Consider the following 20,248-nt stretch of genomic DNA (forward strand, 5'->3'; position numbering starts at 1 on the left):
AGCTCTCAGAGCCTTCTCCGGCCGGGCCCCTGCGTCGTGCGCGGGTGCCTGGCCGTCAGAGCCGGCCGGGCTCGCCGTACGGGGCCTGCTGCGGCGCCGGGGCCTGCGGCGGGACGGACCCGTAGCGGGCCGGGCGGCGCCCGCGCGGGTGGCGGGTCAGGGTGTACCCGGCGACGCCGGCGAGCGCGGCGAGCGCGCCGCCCGCGACCGTCCAGAACCAGCGGCTGTTCCAGCCGGAGAACCAGCCGGTGTACCAGTGCGACTCGGGCTCGACCGGGGCGGCCGCCCTGGCGCCGGCGGCCGGTACGGCGGTGGTTCCGGGCGCGACGGTGGCGCCGGCGTTGACCGGCGGCACCAGCGGTGCCTTGAGCGAGCCGCCCTCGGGCTGGGCGTCGTCCTGGCCGCCCCTGGTGGTGATGTGCAGCTGGACGGAGGCGGCGAGGCCGAGGTCCTGCTGCGGCGCGTCGGTCACCGACAGCCGGACGTAGTAGGTGCCGGGCAGCGGGTCGCCCGACCACGGCTCGGCCCAGGAGCGGACCTGGCGCAGCGTGCAGCTGAGCGCCAGCGAGGCCGCGGCGGCCTCACCGGTCGCGTTCTGCGTGCCGGCGGTGCAGGACTGGCGGCGGCGCAGGCCGTCGAAGACCTCCACGCTCCAGGTCTGCGGCCCGTGCCGGTCGGCCGCCGGGGCGAGCGTGACGTTCAGCGCGACCGTCGGCGTCCGGCCCTCGGCGGCGGCGAAGGCCCAGTAGAGGTAGTCGCCGGTGGAGGCGGCGACCTTGGCGTCCTGGCCGGGGGCCAGGGTGGTCGCGGTCAGGAAGGTCGTCCCGACCTTGCTGGTCGGCGCGGTGCTGCCGGCACTGGGCGAGGCCGACGCCGACGGCGAGGCCGCCGAGGCGGCGGGCGCGGGCAGTGCCGCCAGCACGGGCGCCGCCAGCGCCAGGGCGGCGAGCGAGGTCCGGAGGAGTGAGGTCCTGAGAGTCGTACGCATGGTCAGTTCTCCCGCCAGACGGCGATGCGCCAGCGGGCGACCCAGCCGAAGATCAGGCCGGTCAGCAGGCCGGCGAAGGTCAGCACGAGCAGCAGGATCCAGCCGTGCCCGAGGCCCATCGCGGGGCCGTCCGGGGCCGGGGAGGCGGCGGCCAGGTCGACCGTCAGCTCCAGCGGCAGGCCGGGGTCGGCCGCCACGCCCGGCTGCGGTGCCAGCGAGTTGCTGACGACCAGGCAGACGTTGGTGACCGCCGGGCCGCTGGGCGAGGCACCGGCCGTCGCGGACGCGGTCGCGGACGCGGAGGACATCGAGGACGACCAGCGCAGGCCGGCCGACGCCACGTCGGTGCGGCCGCTGCCCGCGTCGGTGCCGCGGACGAGCTCCTGCCCGGCGGTGCTGGTCGCCTGGAGCAGCACGCCGTAGTCCCGGGCCACCGCCCGGTCGACCGACACGCTCACCGAGGCCCGCAGCTCCTGCCCGGCCTGCACCGGCACCCGGTAGACCCGGTGCTCGGAGAACTTCTCCCGGTCGCTGTACACACCGGGCGTCAGGACGGGCGCGCTCTCGCACTTGTCGGCGCCGGCCGTCTTGGTGGGCGTCACGGTGTAGGTGTCGGCCGAGCGGTCGACCAGCTGCTTCACCTTGTCGGTGAGCTGCGCCTGGGTCCGGACGTCCGTGTAGGTGCCGCCGGTCGCGTTGGCGATGCAGAGCAGCTGCTGGCGGGTCTTGTCGTCGTGGGCCAGGCCGAGGGTGTCGACGACCAGGTGGATGCCCTGGGCGGCGAGTTCGCGGGCGACGTCGCACGGGTCCGGCGGGGCGCAGGAGTCCTCGCCGTCGGTGATCAGCACCACCCGGCGGGTGGTCTCGCCGGTGCCGAGGTCCTGGGCGGCGCCGCGCAGGGCGAGGCCGATCGGGGTCCAGCCGGTGGGGCGCAGGGTGGCGACGGCGGTCTTGGCCTCGACCTTGTCGGTCCGGCCGACCGGGAACAGCTGCTTGGTGTCCAGGCAGCCCTGGGCCTTGTCGTCCCCGGGGTAGTTGGCGCCGAGGGTGCGGATGCCGAAGTCGGTCTCCGCCGGCAGGGCGTCGATCACCTCGTTCAGCGACTGCTGGGCCACCGCGATGCGGCTCTTGCCCTCGATGTCGGTGGCCCGCATGGAGCCGCTGACGTCGAGGACCAGGTCGACCCTGGGGGCCTCCGCGGTGCTCCGGGTGGGGGCGGTGGCGCCGCCTGATGGTTCGTCGGCATGGGCGGGCAGGCCGCTGAGCAGCGCACCGCCCGCTATCGCGAGAGCGGCCAACAGGCTGCCGAGCCTGGCCGTCGGTCGTCGGTCGGTAGTCACCCGCCGAATCCTAGGGATCATCAGTTGGGCGTGGCCAACGCGGGGGCCGTGCTGACGCCCTCCCGACACGCCGCGAACTACCCTGCCGGGCAAAGGGATGGGAGGGCGCATGCGGCTGACCGGCGTCGGCAAGCGGTACACCCGGGGTGGCCGCTGGATCCTGCGTGGTGTCGACCTGGAGCTGCGCCCGGGGGAGCTGCTGAGGATCGAGGGGGCCAACGGCAGCGGCAAGTCCACCCTGCTCAGGCTGGCCGCCGGGATCGAACGGCCCACCGCGGGCCGGGTCGAGGTGCCCGGCCGGCGCGCGTACGTCCCCGAGCGGTTCCCGCCCGCGCTGCCCTTCGACGCGCAGACGTACCTCGTCCGCCTCGGCCGGGTGCACGGCCTGCCGGCGGCCGAGGCGCGCCGCCGGGCCGGCCACTGGCTGGACCGCTTCGGCATCGCCGACCGCTCGGGCACCCAGCTGCGCCACCTCTCCAAGGGCAGCTGCCAGAAGGTGGCGGTCGCCCAGGCGCTGCTCGCCGAGGCCGACGTGCTGCTGCTGGACGAGGCGTGGACGGGCCTGGACGGGCCCGCCCGGGCGGTGCTCGACGAGGCCGCGGCCGAACAGGCGGCCCGCGGCGCCGTCGTCCTGTTCGTCGACCACGACCCGGACCGGCTGGCGGGGCGCACCACCGCCGCCTACCGGGTGGCGCAGGACGGCGGGCTGCGCCGGGCGCCGGCGCCCGGCCCGCTGGTCGAGATCGAGCTGGACTGCCCGGACGGCCCGCCGGGCGACCGGCTGCCCGGTGACCCCCTCCGGACGCCGCTGGCCGGGACGGCCGTGCGGCTCGAAGTCCCGGCGCCCTTCGCGGACGCGCTGCTGCGCGGCCTGCTCGCCGAGCGCCCGGACGTCCGGGTGCTGGCGCTGCGCCGGCCGCCCGCGGCCGCCGCCGGCCGGGAGGCGCGGTGATGGCGGCGCTGACCCGGTACCGGCTGGAACTGCTGCTGCGCTCCTACGCCTGGCTGCCGCCGTTCCTCCTGTACGCGGTGCTGATGGTGGTCGGAGTGAGCGCGGGGGATCCGCTGCTCGGGGCCTTCGGGTACGGCGCGCCGGTGCTGCTGCCGGTCACCGTCTGGCTCGTGCGCTGCACGATGACGGCGGAGCCGGCCGCCTCGCGGGCCTGCTCGGTGGCGGCGGCCGGCCCGGCCCGGGTGCAGCTGGCCTCGCTGCTGGCGGCGCTGACGGCCGCTCTGCTGCCGGCCGTCGGCGGATCGGCGGCACTGTGGTGGGTGTGCGGGCCGGTCGGCAACCCGGGGGCAGCCCCCGGGGCGCCGGCGGGTAGGGCGCTGGCGGCGGGGCTGCTGGCCTCGCTGGTGTGCGTGCTGCTGGGGGTGGCGGTCGGGGCGCTCTGCAACCGTCCGGTCCTGCTGCGCGCGCAGTACGGCATCCCGCTGGCGCCGGCCGTGGTGACGCTCGCGCTGGTCGCGTCCGCCTCGCCGGCGAACGCCGTGGTCCGGGCGTTGGTCGAGGGCTCCCGGACGGGGCGGGTCACGCTGCCGTGGGCGGCGCCGGCGGCGGCCGCCGCGGTGCTCGTCGTGGTGGCGGCGGGGACGGCCTGGCTGGCCGGGCGGCGGCCGGAGTAGGGCGGTGGCGGGGATGAGGTTAAAACGGGACACACCGCCACTAAAGGAAATAAATATGGCTAATCCTCGCTAGGGTGGCGCGCAGGGCCGGGGACACCGCCGCACCGGTGCCCTGCCCCCAGCCGGCACGTACCACGAGTTGGAAGGACCACCCCGTGAGCAACCTGTTCGCGATCGCCTACCCGGACGTCGCCACCGCCCAGACCGTCCGCAGCGAGGCCCTCTCGCTGCAGAAGCAGAAGCTGATCAACCTGGAGGACGCGGTCGTCGTCGAGCGCCGCGACGACGGCAAGATCAAGCTTCACCAGGCCGTGAGCACCGTGGGCGCGGGCGCCGCCTCGGGCGCGCTCTGGGGCGGGGTGATCGGCCTGCTCTTCTTCATGCCGTTCCTCGGCGCGGCGGTCGGCGGCGCCACCGGCGCGGCCGTCGGCGCGTCCACCGACGTCGGGGTGGACGACAACTTCATGCGCCAGGTCGGCGAGAAGCTCCAGCCCGGCACCGCGGCCGTCTTCCTGCTGGTCCGCGACGCGACCGCGGACAAGGTCGTCCCGGCGCTGGCCCAGTACGGCGGCGAGATCATCCAGACCTCGCTGTCCGACGAGGCCGAGGAGCACCTGCGCGAGACCGTGAAGGCGGCCCAGGCGCACAGCGTGGCGGTCTGACGACCGGTACTCCCGCGGGGGCGGCCGGGCCACGAGCCCGTCCGCCCCCGGCCGTTCCCCGCAAGCCTGACCCGACGAGCCCCGACAGGACGGTCCGTGGCGACCCCATCCGCCGTGGCGCGGTCGACCACCCGGCGCAGGCCGGTCCGGACCCGCCGCAACACCGAGCTGGCGCTCGTCCTGGCCGCCGTCCTGATCGCCGTGTTCGGCTACATCGAGGTCGGCGTCAACATCGACGGCTCGGTGCCCTCCGGCGCGGCCGGCTACGGCGCGGCGCTCGGCGTCCTCGCCCTGCTGGCGCACGGCGTGGTCCGCTGGAGGGCGCCGTACGCGGACCCGCTGCTGCTGCCCGTCGCGATCCTGCTCAACGGCGTCGGACTCGTCGTCATCTACCGCCTCGACCGCGCCGACACCCGCAGCGAGGCGGCCCCCACCCAGCTGCTCTGGTCCACCCTGGGCGTGGCCCTGTTCATCGGGGTCGTCCTGTTCCTGCGCGACCACAAGCGGCTGCAGCGCTACGCGTACAGCGGCGCGCTGGTGGCGCTCGTCCTGCTGGTGCTGCCGGTGCTGTTCCCCCCGGTGTACGGCTCGCGGATCTGGATCACCGTCGGGCCGCTCTCCTTCCAGCCCGGCGAGTTCGCCAAGATCCTGCTCGCGGTCTTCTTCGCCGCGTACCTGGCCGTGCACCGGGACGCGCTGGCCCTGACCGGGCGCCGGATCTGGGGTGTCCAGCTGCCGCTCGGCCGGGTGCTGGCGCCCGTCCTGCTGATCTGGGCGGCCTTCGTCGGCGTCCTGGTACTGGAGACGGACCTCGGCACCTCGCTGCTGTTCTTCGGCCTCTTCGTCGTCATGCTGTACGTGGCCACCGCCCGCAGCGGCTGGATCGCCATCGGGCTGCTGCTCGCCGCCGTCGGCGCGGTGGGCGTCGGCTGGCTCTCCCCGCACGTGCACAGCCGGGTGACCGACTGGCTCGACCCGCTCGGCTCCATCGCGGCCGGGCAGGGCGCCAACCAGATCGCCCAGTCGCTGTTCGCCTTCGCCTGGGGCGGCATGCTCGGCACCGGCCTGGGCAACGGCCACTCGATCCTGATCGGCTTCGCCGCGAAGTCCGACTTCATCCTCGCCACCATCGGCGAGGAGCTCGGCCTGACCGGCCTGATCGCGCTGTTCCTGCTCTACGCGCTGCTGGTCGGCAGGGGCTTCCGGACGGGCATCGCGCTCACCGACCCGTTCGGCCGGCTGCTGGCGATCGGGCTGGCCGCCATCGTCGGCATCCAGGTCTTCGTGGTGGCCGGCGGCGTGCTCGACCTGATCCCGCTGACCGGCATGACGCTGCCGTTCATCGCGCAGGGCGGCTCCTCCGTGGTGACCAACTGGATCATCGTGGCGCTGCTGGTGCGGATGAGCGACGCCGCCCGCCGCCCGCCGCCACCGTCGCCGGAGGAGGACTGAGATGGCACGACGCAGCCGCGGCACCGCGTCCGCGGGCGGCCCCCGGGGCGGGGCGGGCATCTCCACCACCGGCCGCCGGGCCGGCACCTTCTGCGTGCTGCTGATCGTCGTCCTGGCGGCCCAGGCGACCCGGGTCCAGGTCTTCCAGGCGGACGAGCTCGACCACAACCCCGCCAACCAGCGGCTCACCGTGGAGCGCTACAGCCAGCCGCGCGGCAACATCCTGGTCGGGCCCGACACCGTGACCGGCTCCGAACCGACCGGCGGACGCTACGACTACAAGCGCACCTACCCGGACGGCCCGCTGTACGCCGCGGTGACCGGCTACTCCTCGCAGACCTACGGCAACACCCAGCTGGAGGGCATCGAGGACGAGCTCCTCTCCGGGACCGACAGCCGGCTCGACAGCTGGGCCGTGTGGAACGAGATCGCTCGCAAGCAGAGCCCCGGCGGTGACGTCTACACGACCATCGACAAGGCCGCCCAGCAGGCCGCGATGAAGGGCCTCGGCAGCCAGAAGGGCGCGGTCGCCGCGATCGAGCCCGCCACCGGCCGGATCCTGGCCCTGGTCAGCACCCCCACGTACGACCCGGGGTCGTTCGCCGGCAGCTCGGCCGCCGACCGGGCGGCCTGGGACAAGCTCCAGGCCGACACCAACCAGCCGATGCTCAACCGGGCGCTGCGGCAGATCTACCCGCCCGGCTCGACCTTCAAGGTGGTCACCGCCGCGGCCGCGCTGGCGAACGGCGTGGTGACCGACATCAACGCGCCGACCGGCGCACCGTACCCGTACGTCATGCCGGGGACGACGACGCCGCTGGTCAACGACACCTCGGCGTGCAACCGGGCCGGTCTGTCGCTGGACACCGCGATGACCTACTCCTGCAACAGCGTGCTGGGCTACCTCGGGGTCCGGACGGGGCTGGAGAAGATGGTCTCGACCGCCGAGAGCTTCGGCTTCAACGACGCCAAGCTGGACGTGCCCGTCCGGGCGGCCCGGTCCAACTTCGACACGAGGATGAACCAGTCGCAGCTGGCGCTCTCCTCGATCGGACAGTTCGACACCGCCGCCACGCCGCTGGTGATGGCGATGGTCGCGGCCGGCGTCGCCAACAACGGCACCGTGATGTATCCACAGCTTGTGGACAGGCTGACCAGGAGCGACGGCACCTCGGTCCAGGTCATGCACCCCGCCACCTACAAGCAGGCGCTCACCCCGGCCGTCGCCGGCCAGGTGCAGCAGCTGATGACCGACGTGGTGGAGAACGGCACCGGCGCCAACGCCCGGATCCGCGGTGCCACCGTCGGCGGCAAGACCGGCACCGCCCAGCAGGGCATCGACAACACCGGCGTCCCGTACGCCTGGTTCATCTCCTGGGCGAAGCCGGCCGGCTCGGCCGGGCCGCCCCCGGTGGCCGTCGCCGTGGTCGTCGCCGACAGCGAGGCCACCGACGTCACCGGCGGCGGCCTGGCGGCCCCGATCGCGCGGTCGGTGATGCAGGCCGTGCTCGGCGGCTAGAGCCCGTCCGACCGGCTCTGGCCCAGCGTGGCCGGATCCGTGTTGGCGCCGCAGAGGACGACGGCGACCCGCTCGCCCGGCCCGGGGCGGTAGGCGCCGGTGCGCAGGGCGGCGAGGGCGGTGGCGGCGGCGTGCTCGACGGCGAGGTGGTGGTCCGTCCACAGGCTCCGGCGGGCCTCGGTGATCGAGGCGTCGGGGACGAGGACGGAGACGGCGCCGGCCCGGCGGGCCCAGTGCAGGGCCATCTCCGAAGCGCGGCGGGCACCGAGCGAGTCGGCCGCGACCGAGTCCACCGGGACGTCGACCGGCCGGCCGGCCTCGACGGCGGCGTTCAGGGCGCGGCAGGTCTCGGGTTCGACGGCGACCACCCGGACGCCGTGGTGGTGGGCGGCGATGGCGGTGCCGGTGAACAGGCCGCCGCCGCCGACCGCGACGATCACCGTGTCGAGGCCGGGCAGGGCGGTGAGGATCTCCTCCAGCAGGGTGCCGGCGCCGGCCGCGACGTACGGGTCGTCGTAGGCGTGCGAGGCGAGCGCGCCGCTCTCGGCGGCGAAGAGCCGGGAGGCCGCCAGCGCCTCGGCGTACTCCCGGCCCGCCTCGCGTACGTCGGCGCCCAGCGCCCGCAGCCGGTCCACCTTGACCTTCGGTGCCGTGGTGGGCACGAACACGGTGGCCCGGACGCCCTGGGCGGCGGCCGCCCAGGCGCAGGCCAGCCCCGCGTTGCCGCCGGAGGCGATCACCACGCCGGCCTCGGGCAGGGTGCCCGCCTCCTTGTGGGCCGCGACGAAGTTCGCCGCGCCGCGGTCCTTGAAGCTGCCGCTGTGCTGGAGGAAGTCGAGGGCGAAGTGGACCTCGGCGCCGCCGGCGGCGGCCGGGCCGGCGGGAACGACCGGCACGGTGCGGGTGACGCCGGCGATCCGCTCGGCGGCGGCCTTGACGTCGTCGTGGCCGGGATGGGTCGTCACGGGGGCACTCCAGAGGTCGGGGGCGGGGAGCCGGTCGGCCGGGCGGACGACCGCAGAGGACCATCCGACCCCCTACCTCCCGGCATGTCGATACGCCGTCTGCGAAGTGTCCGGTTTGCGTGCGCCGGTTCGACGGTTCGTCCAATGCGGGCGGCCGCAGTGTTCCTTTGTGACACTGGTGCATTCGCGGGGTACTGTCCCATCTTTGTCCGGTTGGTCCCCGATGACACCCCACGGCGCATCGGGTGACCGGCCGTACCGGACGCCGCCACCCGCCCAGAAGGATCCACCCCTTGGCCAGCACCACCACCCTCGGCGAACGCCTGCTCAGACGGAAGCCCGTCGCCACCCTGATCGCCGAGAGCGAGGGCCGGGACACCCCGCCGGCCGGCGCGCCCGAGGGTGGCGGCCGCCCGGGCCCGCACCTGCGGCGCTCGATCGGGCTCTGGCAGCTCTCGTCCATCGGCATCGGGGCGACCGTCGGGACGGGCATCTTCTTCGTGCTGAGCACGGCCGTGCCCGAGGCCGGCCCGGCCGTGATCCTCTCCTTCGTGATCGCGGCGGTCACCGCCGGGCTCACGGCGCTCTGCTACGCCGAGATGGCGTCGGCGATCCCGGTGTCCGGCTCGTCGTACTCGTACGCCTACGCGACCCTCGGCGAGGGCGTCGCGTTCGGCGTCGGCGTCTGCCTGCTGATGGAGTACGGCGTCTCGGCGTCCGCCATCGCGGTGAGCTGGGCCGAGTACCTCAACAAGTTCCTCGACCTGGCCTTCGGCGTGAAGCTCCCGGCCGCGCTGTCGGCCGCACCGGGCGGGGACGCCGGCGGGTACTTCAACCTGCCGGCCGTCGTCCTGGTCGCGCTGGTCTGCTTCCTGCTGATCCGCGGCGTCAGCGAGTCGGTGAAGGTCAACGCGGCCATGGTCGCCGTCAAGATCTGCATCCTGCTGCTCTTCGTGGCGATCGGCCTGACCGGCTTCCACTCGGGGAACCTCACGCCGTTCATGCCGCTGGGCATCTCGGGCGTCCAGGTCGCCGCGTCCAGCATCTTCTTCTCGTTCATCGGCCTGGACGCCGTCTCCACCGCCGGCGAGGAGGTCAGGGACCCGCGCCGCACCCTGCCGATGGCGATCATCATCTCGCTGGTCGTGGTCACCCTGCTGTACATCGGGGTCGCCCTGGCCGGCATCGGCGCCCAGTCCTGGACGAAGTTCGACGGCCAGGAGGCCGGGCTCGCCCAGATCCTCCAGGACGTCACGGGCCAGAGCTGGCCGGCCCTGGTGTTCGCGTTCGGCGCGATCGTCTCGATCTTCAGCATCACCCTCGTGGTGATCTACGGCCAGACCCGCATCCTGTACTCGATGGGCCGCGACGGCATGCTGCCGCGCAGGTTCGCCCACCTCTCGCCGCGCACCGGCACCCCGGTCTGGAACACCCTGGTGGTCGGCGTCGGCGTCAGCATGCTGGCCGCCTTCGTCCCGCTGAAGGTGCTCGCCGACATCACCAGCCTGGGCACCCTGGTCGCGTTCTCGGTCGTGTCCGTCGGCGTGATCATCCTGCGCCGCACCCAGCCCGGCCTGCCGCGCGGCTTCCGGGTGCCCGGCTACCCGGTCGTGCCGCTGCTCAGCGTCGGCTTCTGCGTCTACCTGATCACCGGCCTGCACGCGGACACCTTCCGGGCCGGGGCCGTCGCCCTCGGGCTCGCCGCTGTCGTCTACTTCGGGTACAGCCAGAAACACTCCAGGCTGAACCGGGAGCCGGCGGGCGACCCCACCCGGGCCGGCTGACCGGCGCGCGGGAACCGGACCGACATGGCCCCGGCCGCCGTCATCCGTCCAGGTCAGCGGGGTACGGTCGACGAGCCCGCCCCGCCGCCCCGGCACCGATCCGCCCCCGGACACCTTGGAGCCGCCATGCCCGGAGCGGGACAGGGCACACCCCCCACCCCTAACCTCTCCTCATGGTGAGCACCCGCACTCCCGGCCGGCCCCGCACCCGCGGGCGCCCCTTCGGCCGCAGCAGTACGAAGGCCCACCCAGTCCTCCGCCCGGCCGCCCCGGCCCGCCGGCCGCTCCCCGGCCAGCGGCTCGGCGACAGCGCCCGGCCCGCCGCCGAACCGCTGCCGCCGGCCGCCCGACCGGCCGCCAGGCGCCGGATCCAGCTGCTGGGCTGCGCCGTCGCGGCCGGCTGGGCGGCGGCGTTCCCGCTGGTCTCCGACCTGCCCAACCAGCGTCTGTGGGGATCGGTGGCCGGGCCGGCGTACGCCGTGGCCGGCCTGCTCTGCCTCACCCTGCCGCGCCGCCTGGCCGCCCGCGCGGCGGCCGCCGCCGCCGTGCTCGGCGCCGTGCTGCTGCCGCTGGCCCTGCTCGCCCTCAGCGGGCGCCACCAGTCCGAGGTGATGGTGGTCGAGCGGTCGGCCCGGCTGCTGCTCACCACCGGCAGCCCCTACCTGCCGCACCCCGCCGTCGTCACCGACTACAACCCCTATCTCCCGGCCATGACCGTGTTCGGCCTGCCGCGCACCCTGCTGGGCAGCGCCAACCCGGTGACCCTGGTGCTCGGCGACGCCCGGATCTGGTTCGCGCTGACCTTCCTGGGCTGCCTGCTGGCGTGCTGGCGGCTGCTGCGACCGGCCGGGGGCGGCACGGGGCTGCTGCCGCTGGCGGTGCTCACCGCGTCGCCGCTGATCGCGCTCGCGCTGGCGGTCGGCGGCGTCGACCTCCCGCTGATCGGCGTCTGCTGCCTGGCGATGGCGCTGGCCGAACGGGACCGCACCGTCGCCACCGGGCTGGTGCTCGCCCTCGCGTGCAGCCTGAAGTGGACGGCCTGGCCGGCCCTGCCGGTCGCGGTGCTGCTGATCTGGCGGCTCTACGGGCGCGGACCCGCCGTCCGGGCCGGGCTGACCGCCGTCGGTGCGGCGCTGGCCGTGATCCTGCCGGTCGCGCTGACCCGGTCCGACGTGCTGCGCGACCAGGTGGTCCGCTTCCCGCTGGGGCTCACCGCGGTGCACACCCCGGCGGGCAGCCCGCTGCCGGGCAAGATACTGGCGGGGTTCGGGCCGACCGGGCACACCGTCTCGCTGGTCCTGCTGACGGTCGGCGGTGCGGCGGTCGCCATCTGGCTGGTGGCCCGCCCGCCGGTCTCGGCCATCGCCGCCGCGGACCTGCTGGCCTCGGGGCTGGCGATAGCGTTCACGCTGGCCCCGGCCGGCCGCTTCGGGTACCTGGCGCTGCCCGCCGTCCTGGTGATCTGGCCCCGGCTGGCCGCCCGCCGCTGGCGGGCCGCGATCCCGCCCGCGGCGAACTGCCTGCTCCAGCGGCCGCAGCCGCAGCCGCGGGCGGAGACGGTCCCGGCGGCACGGGTGGCCTCCTGACCCCCGGTGGCCGCCTGACCCCGGGTGACTCCTGATCCCGGGGGCGCGAACGATCCCGGGGGCGCGAACGATCCCGGGGAGGCGGAACGGCGGTGCACGGGAGACCCGTACACCGCCGTCCGGCAGGAGCCGGAGGGGCTCAGCCGTTGCCGACCGCGAGCACGGCCGCCGAGGCGGGCCCGGCCGCGTCCACACCGTGGCCGCCGCCCTCGACCATGGCGGCGACCGCCAGGTTGTCGCGGTAGGAGGTGAACCAGCTGTCGGTGGCCTGGCCGGCGGCCCGCTCGGCGGTGCCGGTCTTGCCGCCGATGTCACCCTTCAGGCCGGCCATCGGCCCGGCGGCGGTGCCGCTGTGCGCGGTGGCCGCCATCATCTCCCGCAGCTTGGTGAGCGTGTCGGGGGAGAGCTGGCCGGGGGCCTGGATCTGGGTGAGCCCGTCGATCAGGATCGGCTGCTTGAAGACGCCGCCCTTGACGGTGGCCGCGACGGAGGCCATCGCGAGCGGGTTCATCTTCGTCTTGCCCTGGCCGTAGTACTCGTCGGCGGTCTCGTCGGGGTTCTGCCCGGCCGGCGGGATGACGGCGTCGAAGTTGGGCACGCCGACCTTCCAGGTGGTGCCGAAGCCGAAGGCCTTCGCGCCGAGGTCGGCGAGGTCGCCCGACTTGAGCTTCGACTTGCCCTCGATCACGAAGGCGGTGTTGCAGGAGTTCGTGAAGTCGTCCTTGAAGGTGTACTCGGGGTGCGGTTCCTCGAAGTCGTTCTTGATGGTGTGCCCGGCGGTGGTGGTCGGCGGGCACGGCATCGGCGAGTCCGGGCTGAGCCCGGACTCCAGCAGCGCCGCCGCCGTGATCACCTTCATCGTCGAGCCGGGTGCGGTGGCGCCCAGGAAGGCGGTGTTGAAGCCGGTCGCCGGAGCGTTGGCGACGGCCAGGATCTTGCCGGTGGACGGCTCGATGGCGACCAGCGAGGCCTTGCGCTTGCCGCCCTGCGACTGGTCGAGGACGGCCTTCTCGGCGGCGGCCTGCAACGCGACGTCGATGGTCAGCTTGAGCGGCTTGCCGGGCTTGGGCGCGGTGACGGTGAACAGGTTCTCCGGCGTGCCCTTGCCGGACGCGTCGACGATCACCACGCCGTTGCCGGCGTCGGCCGGGTCGTTCGCGATGCTGTTCTTCGGGATGCCGGCCAGCACCGAGGCCAGCGAGGCGAACGAGGCCACCGACTTGCCGTTGCGGTCGGTCATGGCGGACGGCGGTGCGAAGATCGGCTGCGCCGTGATGGTCTCGCCCTCCGCCAGGTGCGGGTGGATGACGGTCGGTGCCCAGTGCACGGCGGAGGTGCCGTCGCTCATCTTCACCACGCCGAGGAAGCCGTCGTAGTTCCAGACGCTCGTGGTGCCCTCGAACTCGGCCTTGGCCTTGAAGCCCATCAGCACCTGGCCGGCCGGCGCCGGGGTGCCGGTGGCGCTCGCGGACGCGGAGGCGCCGGCCGGGGCCGTCGCGGAGGCGGTGGCCTTCGGCGCGGCGGCCGACGAGGGCGCGGCCGTGGCACTGGCGAAGGCGGCGGGGGTGGCCGGGCCGCCGGCGGTCAGCGTCATCCCGCTCGGCTTGACCTTGTCCTTGAAGGCCTGCAGCGCGGCGGTCGCGGCCTGCGGGTCGTCCGTGAGCTTGCCGGCCGCCTCCAGGTCACCCGAGGTCCAGGCGTCGAGGAAGGCCTTGGAGCCGCTGGCGGCCAGCTCGGGCGAGGGCGGGTCGGCGACCACCGTACGGACCTTGGGGGCCTTCGGGTCGTCGGACGCGCCGGGGCCCACGAGGCTGTAGGCCCCGTAGCCCGCGCCGCCGATCATGGCAACGGACACTCCGGTGATAAAGCCGATCTTCGCGCCTCTGCGCATGGTGCTGGTCCCCCAAGGGTCTGGCGACTGGCGCGCACCCGGCAGGTGGTCGGATGCGCGTTCGGGGACCAATGTAGGCCGGTACCGTCCGTGCGTTCACGAAACGTGGGGCTCTCGTGATGCACCTGGTACCTGTCAAGTTGGTTCCCGGCTCACTGTGACGCGACGGTCCCCGGGCGGCCGGTCCGCCTCAGATCCAGCTGGTGAACCACATCCTGGCCCGCCATTCGTCCATCGGAATCGTCTGCCCTGTATAGAGGGGATAGAAGTACAAAAAGTTCCACATCACGGCGAGAACGATGGCGCCGGCCGCCGTGGCGCCGATGATCCGGCGGTCCTGGGAGGCTCCCGGCGGGCCGATCACCGCCCCGATCAGCATGGTCACGGCGAGCACCAGGAACGGCACGAACGCGACGGCGTAGAACAGGAAGATCGTGCGCTGCTGGTAGGCGAACCACGGCAGGTAGCCGGCGGCCAGCCCGCACAGCACCGCGCCGGCCCGCCAGTCCCGCCGGGCCACCCAGCGGTACAGGCAGTAGACCAGCGCCACCACGCCCGTCCACCACAGCAGCGGCGTGCCGATGCCGAGCACCTCGCGGGCGCACTCGTTCACCCGGCAGCCGTCCGTGCCGAGCTTCGGCGACTCGTAGAAGTACGAGACCGGCCGGCCCAGCACCAGCCAGCTCCACGGGTTCGACTGGTAGGTGTGCGGGCTGGTCAGGTGGGTGTGGAAGTCGTAGACGGTCGAGTGGTAGTGCCACAGGCTGCGCAGCGCGTCCGGCACCCAGGTCAGGTCGACCTGGAAGGGCATCTTCACCTGGCCGAGCCCCGGCAGCGGCACGAACTCGGGGGAGAGGCCGTGGCGGTGCGCGGCCCAGTCCCGCCCGTAGCCGCCCTGGCCCGGGACGCTGCTGCTGGCGAACCAGCCGGCCCAGGACGAGACGTAGACGACCACCGAGGTCAGCACGATCGAGCAGAACGCCGGCACCGCGTCCCGGACCAGCGTCCACAGGTACGGGTGCGCGGCCCCGGCGAGCCGGCGCGAACCGACGTCCCACACGACGGTCAGCAGGCCGAAGGCGACCGCCACGTACAGGCCGCTCCACTTGGTGGCGCAGGTCAGGCCGACGCAGACGCCCGCCGCGATCCGGTACGGGCGCCAGCCGAGGTTCATCCGGCGGGCGAGGGCGGCGTCGGCGGCGCCGTCGAGGCGGCGGGCGATCAGCCCCCGGGTGCGGTCCCGGTCGAGCAGCAGGCAGCCGAAGGCGGCCAGGATCCAGAACATCACCACCAGGTCCAGCAGGGCGACCCGGCTCATCACGAAGTGCAGCCCGTCCACCGCCAGCAGCAGCCCGGCGACGCAGCCCAGCAGCGTGGAGCGGAAGAGCCGCCGCCCGATCCGGGCGACCATCAGGATCGAGAGGGTGCCGAGCAGGGCCACCGCGGCCCGCCAGCCGAACGGGTTCATCCCGAAGACCTGCTCGCCCAGGCCGATGATCCACTTGCCCACCGGCGGGTGCACCACGTACGACGGGTCCGCCCGGTACGGGATGCTCTGCTGCGGCGCCATGATCGCCTCGTTGGCGCCGTCGCCCCAGTTGATCTCGTAGCCGCCGTGCCAGAGCGCGTACGCGTCCTTCGCGTAGTACGTCTCGTCGAAGATCACCGCGTGCGGGGTGCCCAGGCCGGTGAACCGCAGGACGCCGCCGAACAGCGCCACCGTCAGCGGTCCGAGCCAGCCGGCCCAGCGGCAGAGCCACGCCCAGAGCCACGGCGGCGGGAAGATCCCGAGCCGGTTCAGCACGAGCGGCGGACCGCCGTGCTCCGGCATCGGGGGCACCAGCCGCTCGGTGAGGCCGGCCCGCTCCGGCGGGTTCCAGCCGTGCCCGGCCAGCCGCAGGCGCCAGGCCGTCAGCGGGCCCCGGCCGCCCGCCGGGTCGTCGCCGGGCCCGTCGTCCGGTCCGTCCCCGGGGGCGCGCGGCGCCGGGACGGCGGGCGACGGCTCGCCGGCCCGGCCCAGCACGCCGGCGCCACCCGGCGGGGTGTGGTCTGTACCAGTGGGCCCCGCGCCGGTGGGCGCTGTCGCCGCCATGTCGCCGTTCACCCGCACATCGTAGGGGCGCCGCGTCCCGGTGCGGCCGCTCCCTCCGAAGCTGCCCGGTTCGTCCGAAAAGCTCCGCCGCGCGGGCCCGGCGGCAAACCCTGGGAGGATGGGGCACGTGACAGGCGTACTGGTATTGGCAGGCACCCCCATCGGCGACGTCTCGGACGCCCCGCCCCGGCTCGTCAGCGAGCTGGCCACCGCGGACGTGATCGCGGCCGAGGACACCCGGCGGCTGCGCCGGCTCACCCAGGCCCTGGACGTGACCCCGGCCGGCCGGGTGCTCTCCTATTTCGAGGGCAACGAGGTGGGGCGCACACCCGAACTGGTCGAGGCCCTGCTCGGCGGCTCCCGCGTGCTGCTGGTCACCGACGCCGGCATGCCGTCCGTCTCCGACCCCGGTTACCGGCTGGTCGCCGCCGCCGTCGAGGCCGGGATCAAGGTCACCGCTGTCCCCGGCCCGTCCGCCGTGCTCACCGCGCTCGCACTGTCCGGGCTGCCGGTCGACCGCTTCACTTTCGAGGGATTCCTGCCCCGTAAGGCCGGCGACCGGGCCCGCCAGCTCGCCGAGGTCGCCGCCGAGCCGCGCACCATGGTCTTCTTCGAGGCCCCGCACCGGATCGCCGAGGCCCTCACCGCGATGGCCGAGGCCTTCGGCCCGGACCGCCCGGCCGCCGTCTGCCGCGAACTCACCAAGACGTACGAGGAGGTCAAGCGCGGCCCGATCGGGGAGCTCGCGGTCTGGGCCGCCGACGGCGTCCGCGGTGAGATCACCGTCGTGGTGGCCGGCGCCCCGCCGGCCGGCCCGCTGGAGACCACGCCGGAGGACCTGGCCCGCCGGGTCGCCGTCCGCGAGGAGGCCGGGGAGGGCCGCAAGGAGGCCATCGCGGCGGTCGCCGCCGACCTCAAGCTGCCCAAGCGGGACGTCTTCGACGCGGTCGTCGCGGCGAAGCTCGCGGCGCGGACCGGTGGGGGCGCAGGGGCCCCCGGGAAGCCCTGAGCAGAGGGGGTGCCGGTGTGGCCGCAGGCGCGTACCTTGGAGAAAAGGCCCAGGTAAACGCCCGATGCCCTGAAGCTTTGGCCCGGACTTCGTACAGGGATTCCCAATCCCGGTCCAAGTCTTGACAAGCCCGGTATCGGCGGCGGCGGCCAGGGCATTGACCGGTAGGAAAGACCCGGTCCGGGCGAGCGCCCGGCGGGCGCTGGGAGACCGCGATGAGCGACACAATCGGCACCCCCCTCGGTGAGAACGCGCTGAGCGGGGCCGGCCTGGGCAGCCGGCCGCACACTCCCGTGGAGACCGTCCGGGAGGCCTACTCCTTCGCGTGCCTGAGCTGCGGGTACGGCTGGGAGCAGGCGTACGAGATCGAGCACCACGTGGCCCGGGACGGGCAGACCGTCATCGAGTACCACGCCAACGGCGTCCGGGTGCCGTCGCCGCTGCTGAAGCCGACCTGCCCCGGCTGCGGCGGCCACACCGTACGGATCATGCCGGCCGGCCGGGTCGCCGGGATCGAGCGGTCCTGGCACCACGCGCCCGGCTACCCCGCGCACGCCGAACCCGCCACGCCCGACCGGACGCTGCACGAGTCGACCCGCGGCCGCCTGGCCGGCTTCTGGGCCTGGCTGCGCGGCTGACCCGCCCCGGCAGGCAGTGCGGACCGCCCCCGGAGTAATGGGTCGAGGGCGGTCCCCGCACGCGACTAAGCTTTCCGACCATGGCGGCCACTTCAGACCACAGCGACACCGGGGCCCCGACCCCGGCGTACTACGTTTCCACCCCGATCTACTACGTCAACGATCGCCCGCACCTGGGCCACGCGTACACCACCGTGGCAGGCGACGTCCTCACCCGCTGGCACCGCCAGCGCGGCGAGAAGGTGTGGTACCTGACGGGTACGGACGAGCACGGCCAGAAGATCATGCGCACGGCCGACGCCCACGGCGTCAGCCCGCAGGAGTGGTGCGACAAGCTGGTCGAGGAGGCGTGGAAGCCGCTCTGGCAGCACCTGAACATCGCCAACGACGACTTCATCCGCACCACCCAGCAGCGCCACACGGACCGCGTGCAGGAGTTCGTCCAGGACCTCTTCGACAAGGGCGAGATCTACAAGGGCGGCTACTCCGGCCCGTACTGCGTCCCCTGCGAGGAGTACAAGATCCAGGCCGAGCTGCTCGACGGCGCGACCGAGGACGAGAAGCTCTGCCCCGTGCACAAGAAGCCGGTCGAGTGGCTGGAGGAGGAGAACTACTTCTTCCGCCTCTCCGCCTACGGTCCGAAGCTGCTGGAGTTCTACGCCGAGAACCCCGGCTTCATCGCCCCGGAGTCGGCCCGCAACGAGGTGCTGCGCTTCGTCGAGCAGGGCCTGCAGGACCTCTCGATCTCCCGCTCGACCTTCAACTGGGGCGTCCCGCTGCCCTGGGACGAGAAGCACGTCCTCTACGTCTGGGTCGACGCCCTCCAGAACTACATCACCGCGGCCGGCTACGGCAGCGACCCCGAGCGCTTCGCCGAGCTCTGGCCGGCCTCCGTGCACCTGGTCGGCAAGGACATCCTGCGCTTCCACGCCGTCATCTGGCCCGCCATGCTGATGGCCGCCGGGCTGCCGCTGCCCAAGCGCGTCGTCGCCAACGGCTGGCTGATGGTCGGCGGCGAGAAGATGAGCAAGTCCAACCTCACCGGCATCGCGCCGCAGGACCTCACCTCGCACTTCGGCGTCGACGCCTACCGCTACTACTTCCTGCGGGCCATCCCGTTCGGCACCGACGGCTCGTTCTCCTGGGAGGACTTCTCCGCCCGGTACACCTCCGAGCTGGCCAACGACTTCGGCAACCTCGCCTCGCGCGTCGCCGCCATGGTCGGCAAGTACTTCGGCGGCGCCCTGCCCGCCGCCACCGCCGACGGCCCGGCCGAGCAGGCCGTCGCCGACGGGCTCGCCAAGGCCGTCCGCGCGGCCGACCAGAAGATCGGCGAGGACCTGGACTTCTCCGGCGGCCTCGCGGCGATCTTCGAGTTCGTCAAGCAGGTCAACGGCTACATCAGCGACCAGGAGCCCTGGAAGGTGGCCAAGGACGACAGCGAGGAGGGCCGGGCCCGTCTCGCGACCATCCTCTACACCGCCGCCGAGTCGCTGCGCGCCACCGCCGTCCTGCTCAACCCGGTGATGCCCGTCACCGCCGAGAAGCTGTGGGACTCGCTGGGCGCCGAGGCCGGCCTCGGCGAGCTGGCCGCGCAGCGCATCGCCACCACCGGTGACTGGGGCCGGCTGCCCGTCGGCTCCACCATCACCAAGGGCGAGATCCTGTTCCCCCGCCTGGAAGAGAAGCCCGCAGTCTGATGGCCAGGAAGGACGACGACCGGTCGACGCCGCCGCCCCCGCCCGCCCCGCTGGCGGTGGCGGTGGCCGACTCGCACACCCATCTGGACATGCAGTCCGGTACCCCGGCGGAGAGCCTCGCGAAGGCCGCCGCCGCCGGGGTCACCACCGTCGTCCAGGTCGGCTGCGACGTGCCCGGCTCGCGCTGGGCGGCGGAACTCGCCGCCGAGTTCGAGCAGGTGCACGCGGCCGTCGCCCTGCACCCCAACGAGGCGCCGCGGATCTTCCTCGGCGACCCGGACGCCTGGTCCGGGCAGCAGCGCCCGGCCGGCGGGGCGGCCGCCCTGGACGCGGCGCTCGCCGAGATCGACGCGCTCGCCGCACTGCCGCAGGTCAGGGCCGTCGGCGAGACCGGCCTCGACTACTTCCGCACCGGCCCGGAGGGCGTGGACATCCAGCAGGAGTCCTTCCGCCGCCACATCGAGATCGCCAAGCGGCACGGCAAGGCCCTGGTCATCCACGACCGGGACGCCCACGAGGACGTCATCCGGGTGCTGCTGGAGGAGGGCGCCCCCGAGCGCACCGTCTTCCACTGCTACTCCGGCGACGCCGCGATGGCCAAGGTCTGCGCCGAGCACGGCTGGTACCTCTCGTTCGCCGGCCCGGTCACCTTCAAGGCCAACCAGCCGCTGCGGGACGCCCTGCTCGCCACCCCGCTGGAACGCGTCCTGGTCGAGACCGACGCCCCCTTCCTCACCCCGCACCCGTACCGGGGCCGCCCCAACGCCCCGTACCTGATCCCGGTCACGGTGCGGTCGATGGCCGCCACCCTGGGCCTGCACGAGGACGAGCTGTCCACCGCGATCGCCGCGAACACCGCGCGGGCCTTCGGCTACTGAGCCGACCGGCCCCGCACGGGCGGACCCCCGGTCACGGCTTGGGTAACTCGTCAACGGAGCCCCGCACACCTGGAACACTGACCGTCGGCACGAGTGCCGGACGGCGGGGCGGGCGAGC

16 protein-coding genes are annotated in these 20,248 nt (G+C 73.9%); 11 read left to right on the forward strand and 5 right to left on the reverse strand.

Features of this window, described 5'->3' with window-relative positions; genetic code table 11:
- Positions 1-55: 55 nt before the first annotated feature.
- Both ACFUK0_RS29210 and ACFUK0_RS29215 read right to left on the reverse strand, forming a co-directional pair.
- A complete protein-coding gene (locus ACFUK0_RS29210; RefSeq protein WP_380255445.1) occupies positions 56-988 on the reverse strand; it encodes a peptidase in 933 nt (310 codons plus the stop codon).
- A 2-nt stretch (positions 989-990) separates the two neighbouring features.
- Positions 991-2,328, reverse strand: coding sequence for a VWA domain-containing protein (locus ACFUK0_RS29215; RefSeq protein ID WP_380255446.1), 1,338 nt, complete (start codon positions 2,326-2,328; stop codon positions 991-993).
- Between the two features lie 109 nt (positions 2,329-2,437).
- Here ACFUK0_RS29215 and ACFUK0_RS29220 point away from each other — a divergent pair, with 109 nt between their 5' ends.
- The 5 genes from ACFUK0_RS29220 to ACFUK0_RS29240 all read left to right on the forward strand — a co-directional run bounded on the left by ACFUK0_RS29220 (position 2,438) and on the right by ACFUK0_RS29240 (position 7,587).
- The gene (locus ACFUK0_RS29220; RefSeq protein ID WP_380255447.1) at positions 2,438-3,280 is read left to right on the forward strand and encodes an ATP-binding cassette domain-containing protein; all 843 of its coding nucleotides are present in this window, start codon (positions 2,438-2,440) and stop codon (positions 3,278-3,280) included.
- Entirely contained in the window at positions 3,280-3,954 is a 675-nt protein-coding gene (locus tag ACFUK0_RS29225) for an ABC transporter (protein ID WP_380255448.1), read from the forward strand. Before ACFUK0_RS29220 ends, ACFUK0_RS29225 begins: the two co-directional genes overlap by 1 nt.
- 155 nt (positions 3,955-4,109) lie before the next feature.
- On the forward strand, positions 4,110-4,616 hold the full coding sequence (locus ACFUK0_RS29230) for a DUF1269 domain-containing protein (RefSeq protein WP_380255449.1): 507 nt from the start codon (positions 4,110-4,112) through the stop codon (positions 4,614-4,616).
- Between the two features lie 96 nt (positions 4,617-4,712).
- Positions 4,713-6,068 (forward strand): FtsW/RodA/SpoVE family cell cycle protein, encoded by a 1,356-nt coding sequence (locus ACFUK0_RS29235; protein WP_380255450.1) that lies wholly within the window; start codon positions 4,713-4,715, stop codon positions 6,066-6,068.
- Position 6,069: 1 nt separating this feature from the next.
- Entirely contained in the window at positions 6,070-7,587 is a 1,518-nt protein-coding gene (locus ACFUK0_RS29240) for a penicillin-binding transpeptidase domain-containing protein (RefSeq protein ID WP_380255451.1), read from the forward strand.
- Here the strand turns inward: ACFUK0_RS29240 and ACFUK0_RS29245 are convergent.
- Positions 7,584-8,552: a serine/threonine dehydratase gene (locus ACFUK0_RS29245; protein WP_380255452.1), complete on the reverse strand. Its 969-nt coding sequence runs from the start codon at positions 8,550-8,552 to the stop codon at positions 7,584-7,586. The genes ACFUK0_RS29240 and ACFUK0_RS29245 overlap by 4 nt on opposite strands.
- 293 nt (positions 8,553-8,845) lie before the next feature.
- Between ACFUK0_RS29245 and ACFUK0_RS29250 the strand changes: the two genes are divergently transcribed.
- Together ACFUK0_RS29250 and ACFUK0_RS29255 are read left to right on the forward strand one after the other, a co-directional pair.
- Entirely contained in the window at positions 8,846-10,336 is a 1,491-nt protein-coding gene (locus ACFUK0_RS29250; protein WP_380255453.1) for an APC family permease, read from the forward strand.
- A gap of 173 nt (positions 10,337-10,509) precedes the next feature.
- Positions 10,510-11,922, forward strand: a complete 1,413-nt coding sequence (locus ACFUK0_RS29255; RefSeq protein WP_380255454.1) for a hypothetical protein — start codon at positions 10,510-10,512, stop codon at positions 11,920-11,922.
- Positions 11,923-12,061: 139 nt separating this feature from the next.
- Here ACFUK0_RS29255 and ACFUK0_RS29260 read toward each other — a convergent pair whose 3' ends face one another.
- Both ACFUK0_RS29260 and ACFUK0_RS29265 read right to left on the reverse strand, forming a co-directional pair.
- Positions 12,062-13,813: a penicillin-binding transpeptidase domain-containing protein gene (locus tag ACFUK0_RS29260; protein WP_380255455.1), complete on the reverse strand. Its 1,752-nt coding sequence runs from the start codon at positions 13,811-13,813 to the stop codon at positions 12,062-12,064.
- A 190-nt stretch (positions 13,814-14,003) separates the two neighbouring features.
- Entirely contained in the window at positions 14,004-15,833 is a 1,830-nt protein-coding gene (locus ACFUK0_RS29265; RefSeq protein WP_380255468.1) for a dolichyl-phosphate-mannose--protein mannosyltransferase, read from the reverse strand.
- 199 nt (positions 15,834-16,032) lie between these two features.
- On the opposite strand from ACFUK0_RS29265, the gene rsmI reads away from it, so the two are divergent.
- The 4 genes from rsmI (at position 16,033) to ACFUK0_RS29285 (ending at position 20,130) form a co-directional block, all read left to right on the forward strand.
- Positions 16,033-16,914: a 16S rRNA (cytidine(1402)-2'-O)-methyltransferase gene (gene rsmI, locus ACFUK0_RS29270; RefSeq protein WP_380255456.1), complete on the forward strand. Its 882-nt coding sequence runs from the start codon at positions 16,033-16,035 to the stop codon at positions 16,912-16,914.
- A gap of 215 nt (positions 16,915-17,129) precedes the next feature.
- Positions 17,130-17,552, forward strand: coding sequence for a hypothetical protein (locus tag ACFUK0_RS29275; protein ID WP_380255457.1), 423 nt, complete (start codon positions 17,130-17,132; stop codon positions 17,550-17,552).
- 80 nt (positions 17,553-17,632) lie between these two features.
- Positions 17,633-19,252, forward strand: coding sequence for a methionine--tRNA ligase (gene metG / locus ACFUK0_RS29280; RefSeq protein WP_380255458.1), 1,620 nt, complete (start codon positions 17,633-17,635; stop codon positions 19,250-19,252).
- Positions 19,252-20,130, forward strand: coding sequence for a TatD family hydrolase (locus tag ACFUK0_RS29285; protein WP_380255459.1), 879 nt, complete (start codon positions 19,252-19,254; stop codon positions 20,128-20,130). The genes metG and ACFUK0_RS29285 overlap by 1 nt, the downstream gene beginning before the upstream one ends.
- The last annotated feature ends 118 nt before the right edge of the window (positions 20,131-20,248 follow it).

Origin of the sequence: Kitasatospora sp. NPDC057223, assembly GCF_042669755.1 — a bacterium.
In the GTDB taxonomy this organism is placed as follows: Bacteria; Actinomycetota; Actinomycetes; order Streptomycetales; family Streptomycetaceae; genus Kitasatospora.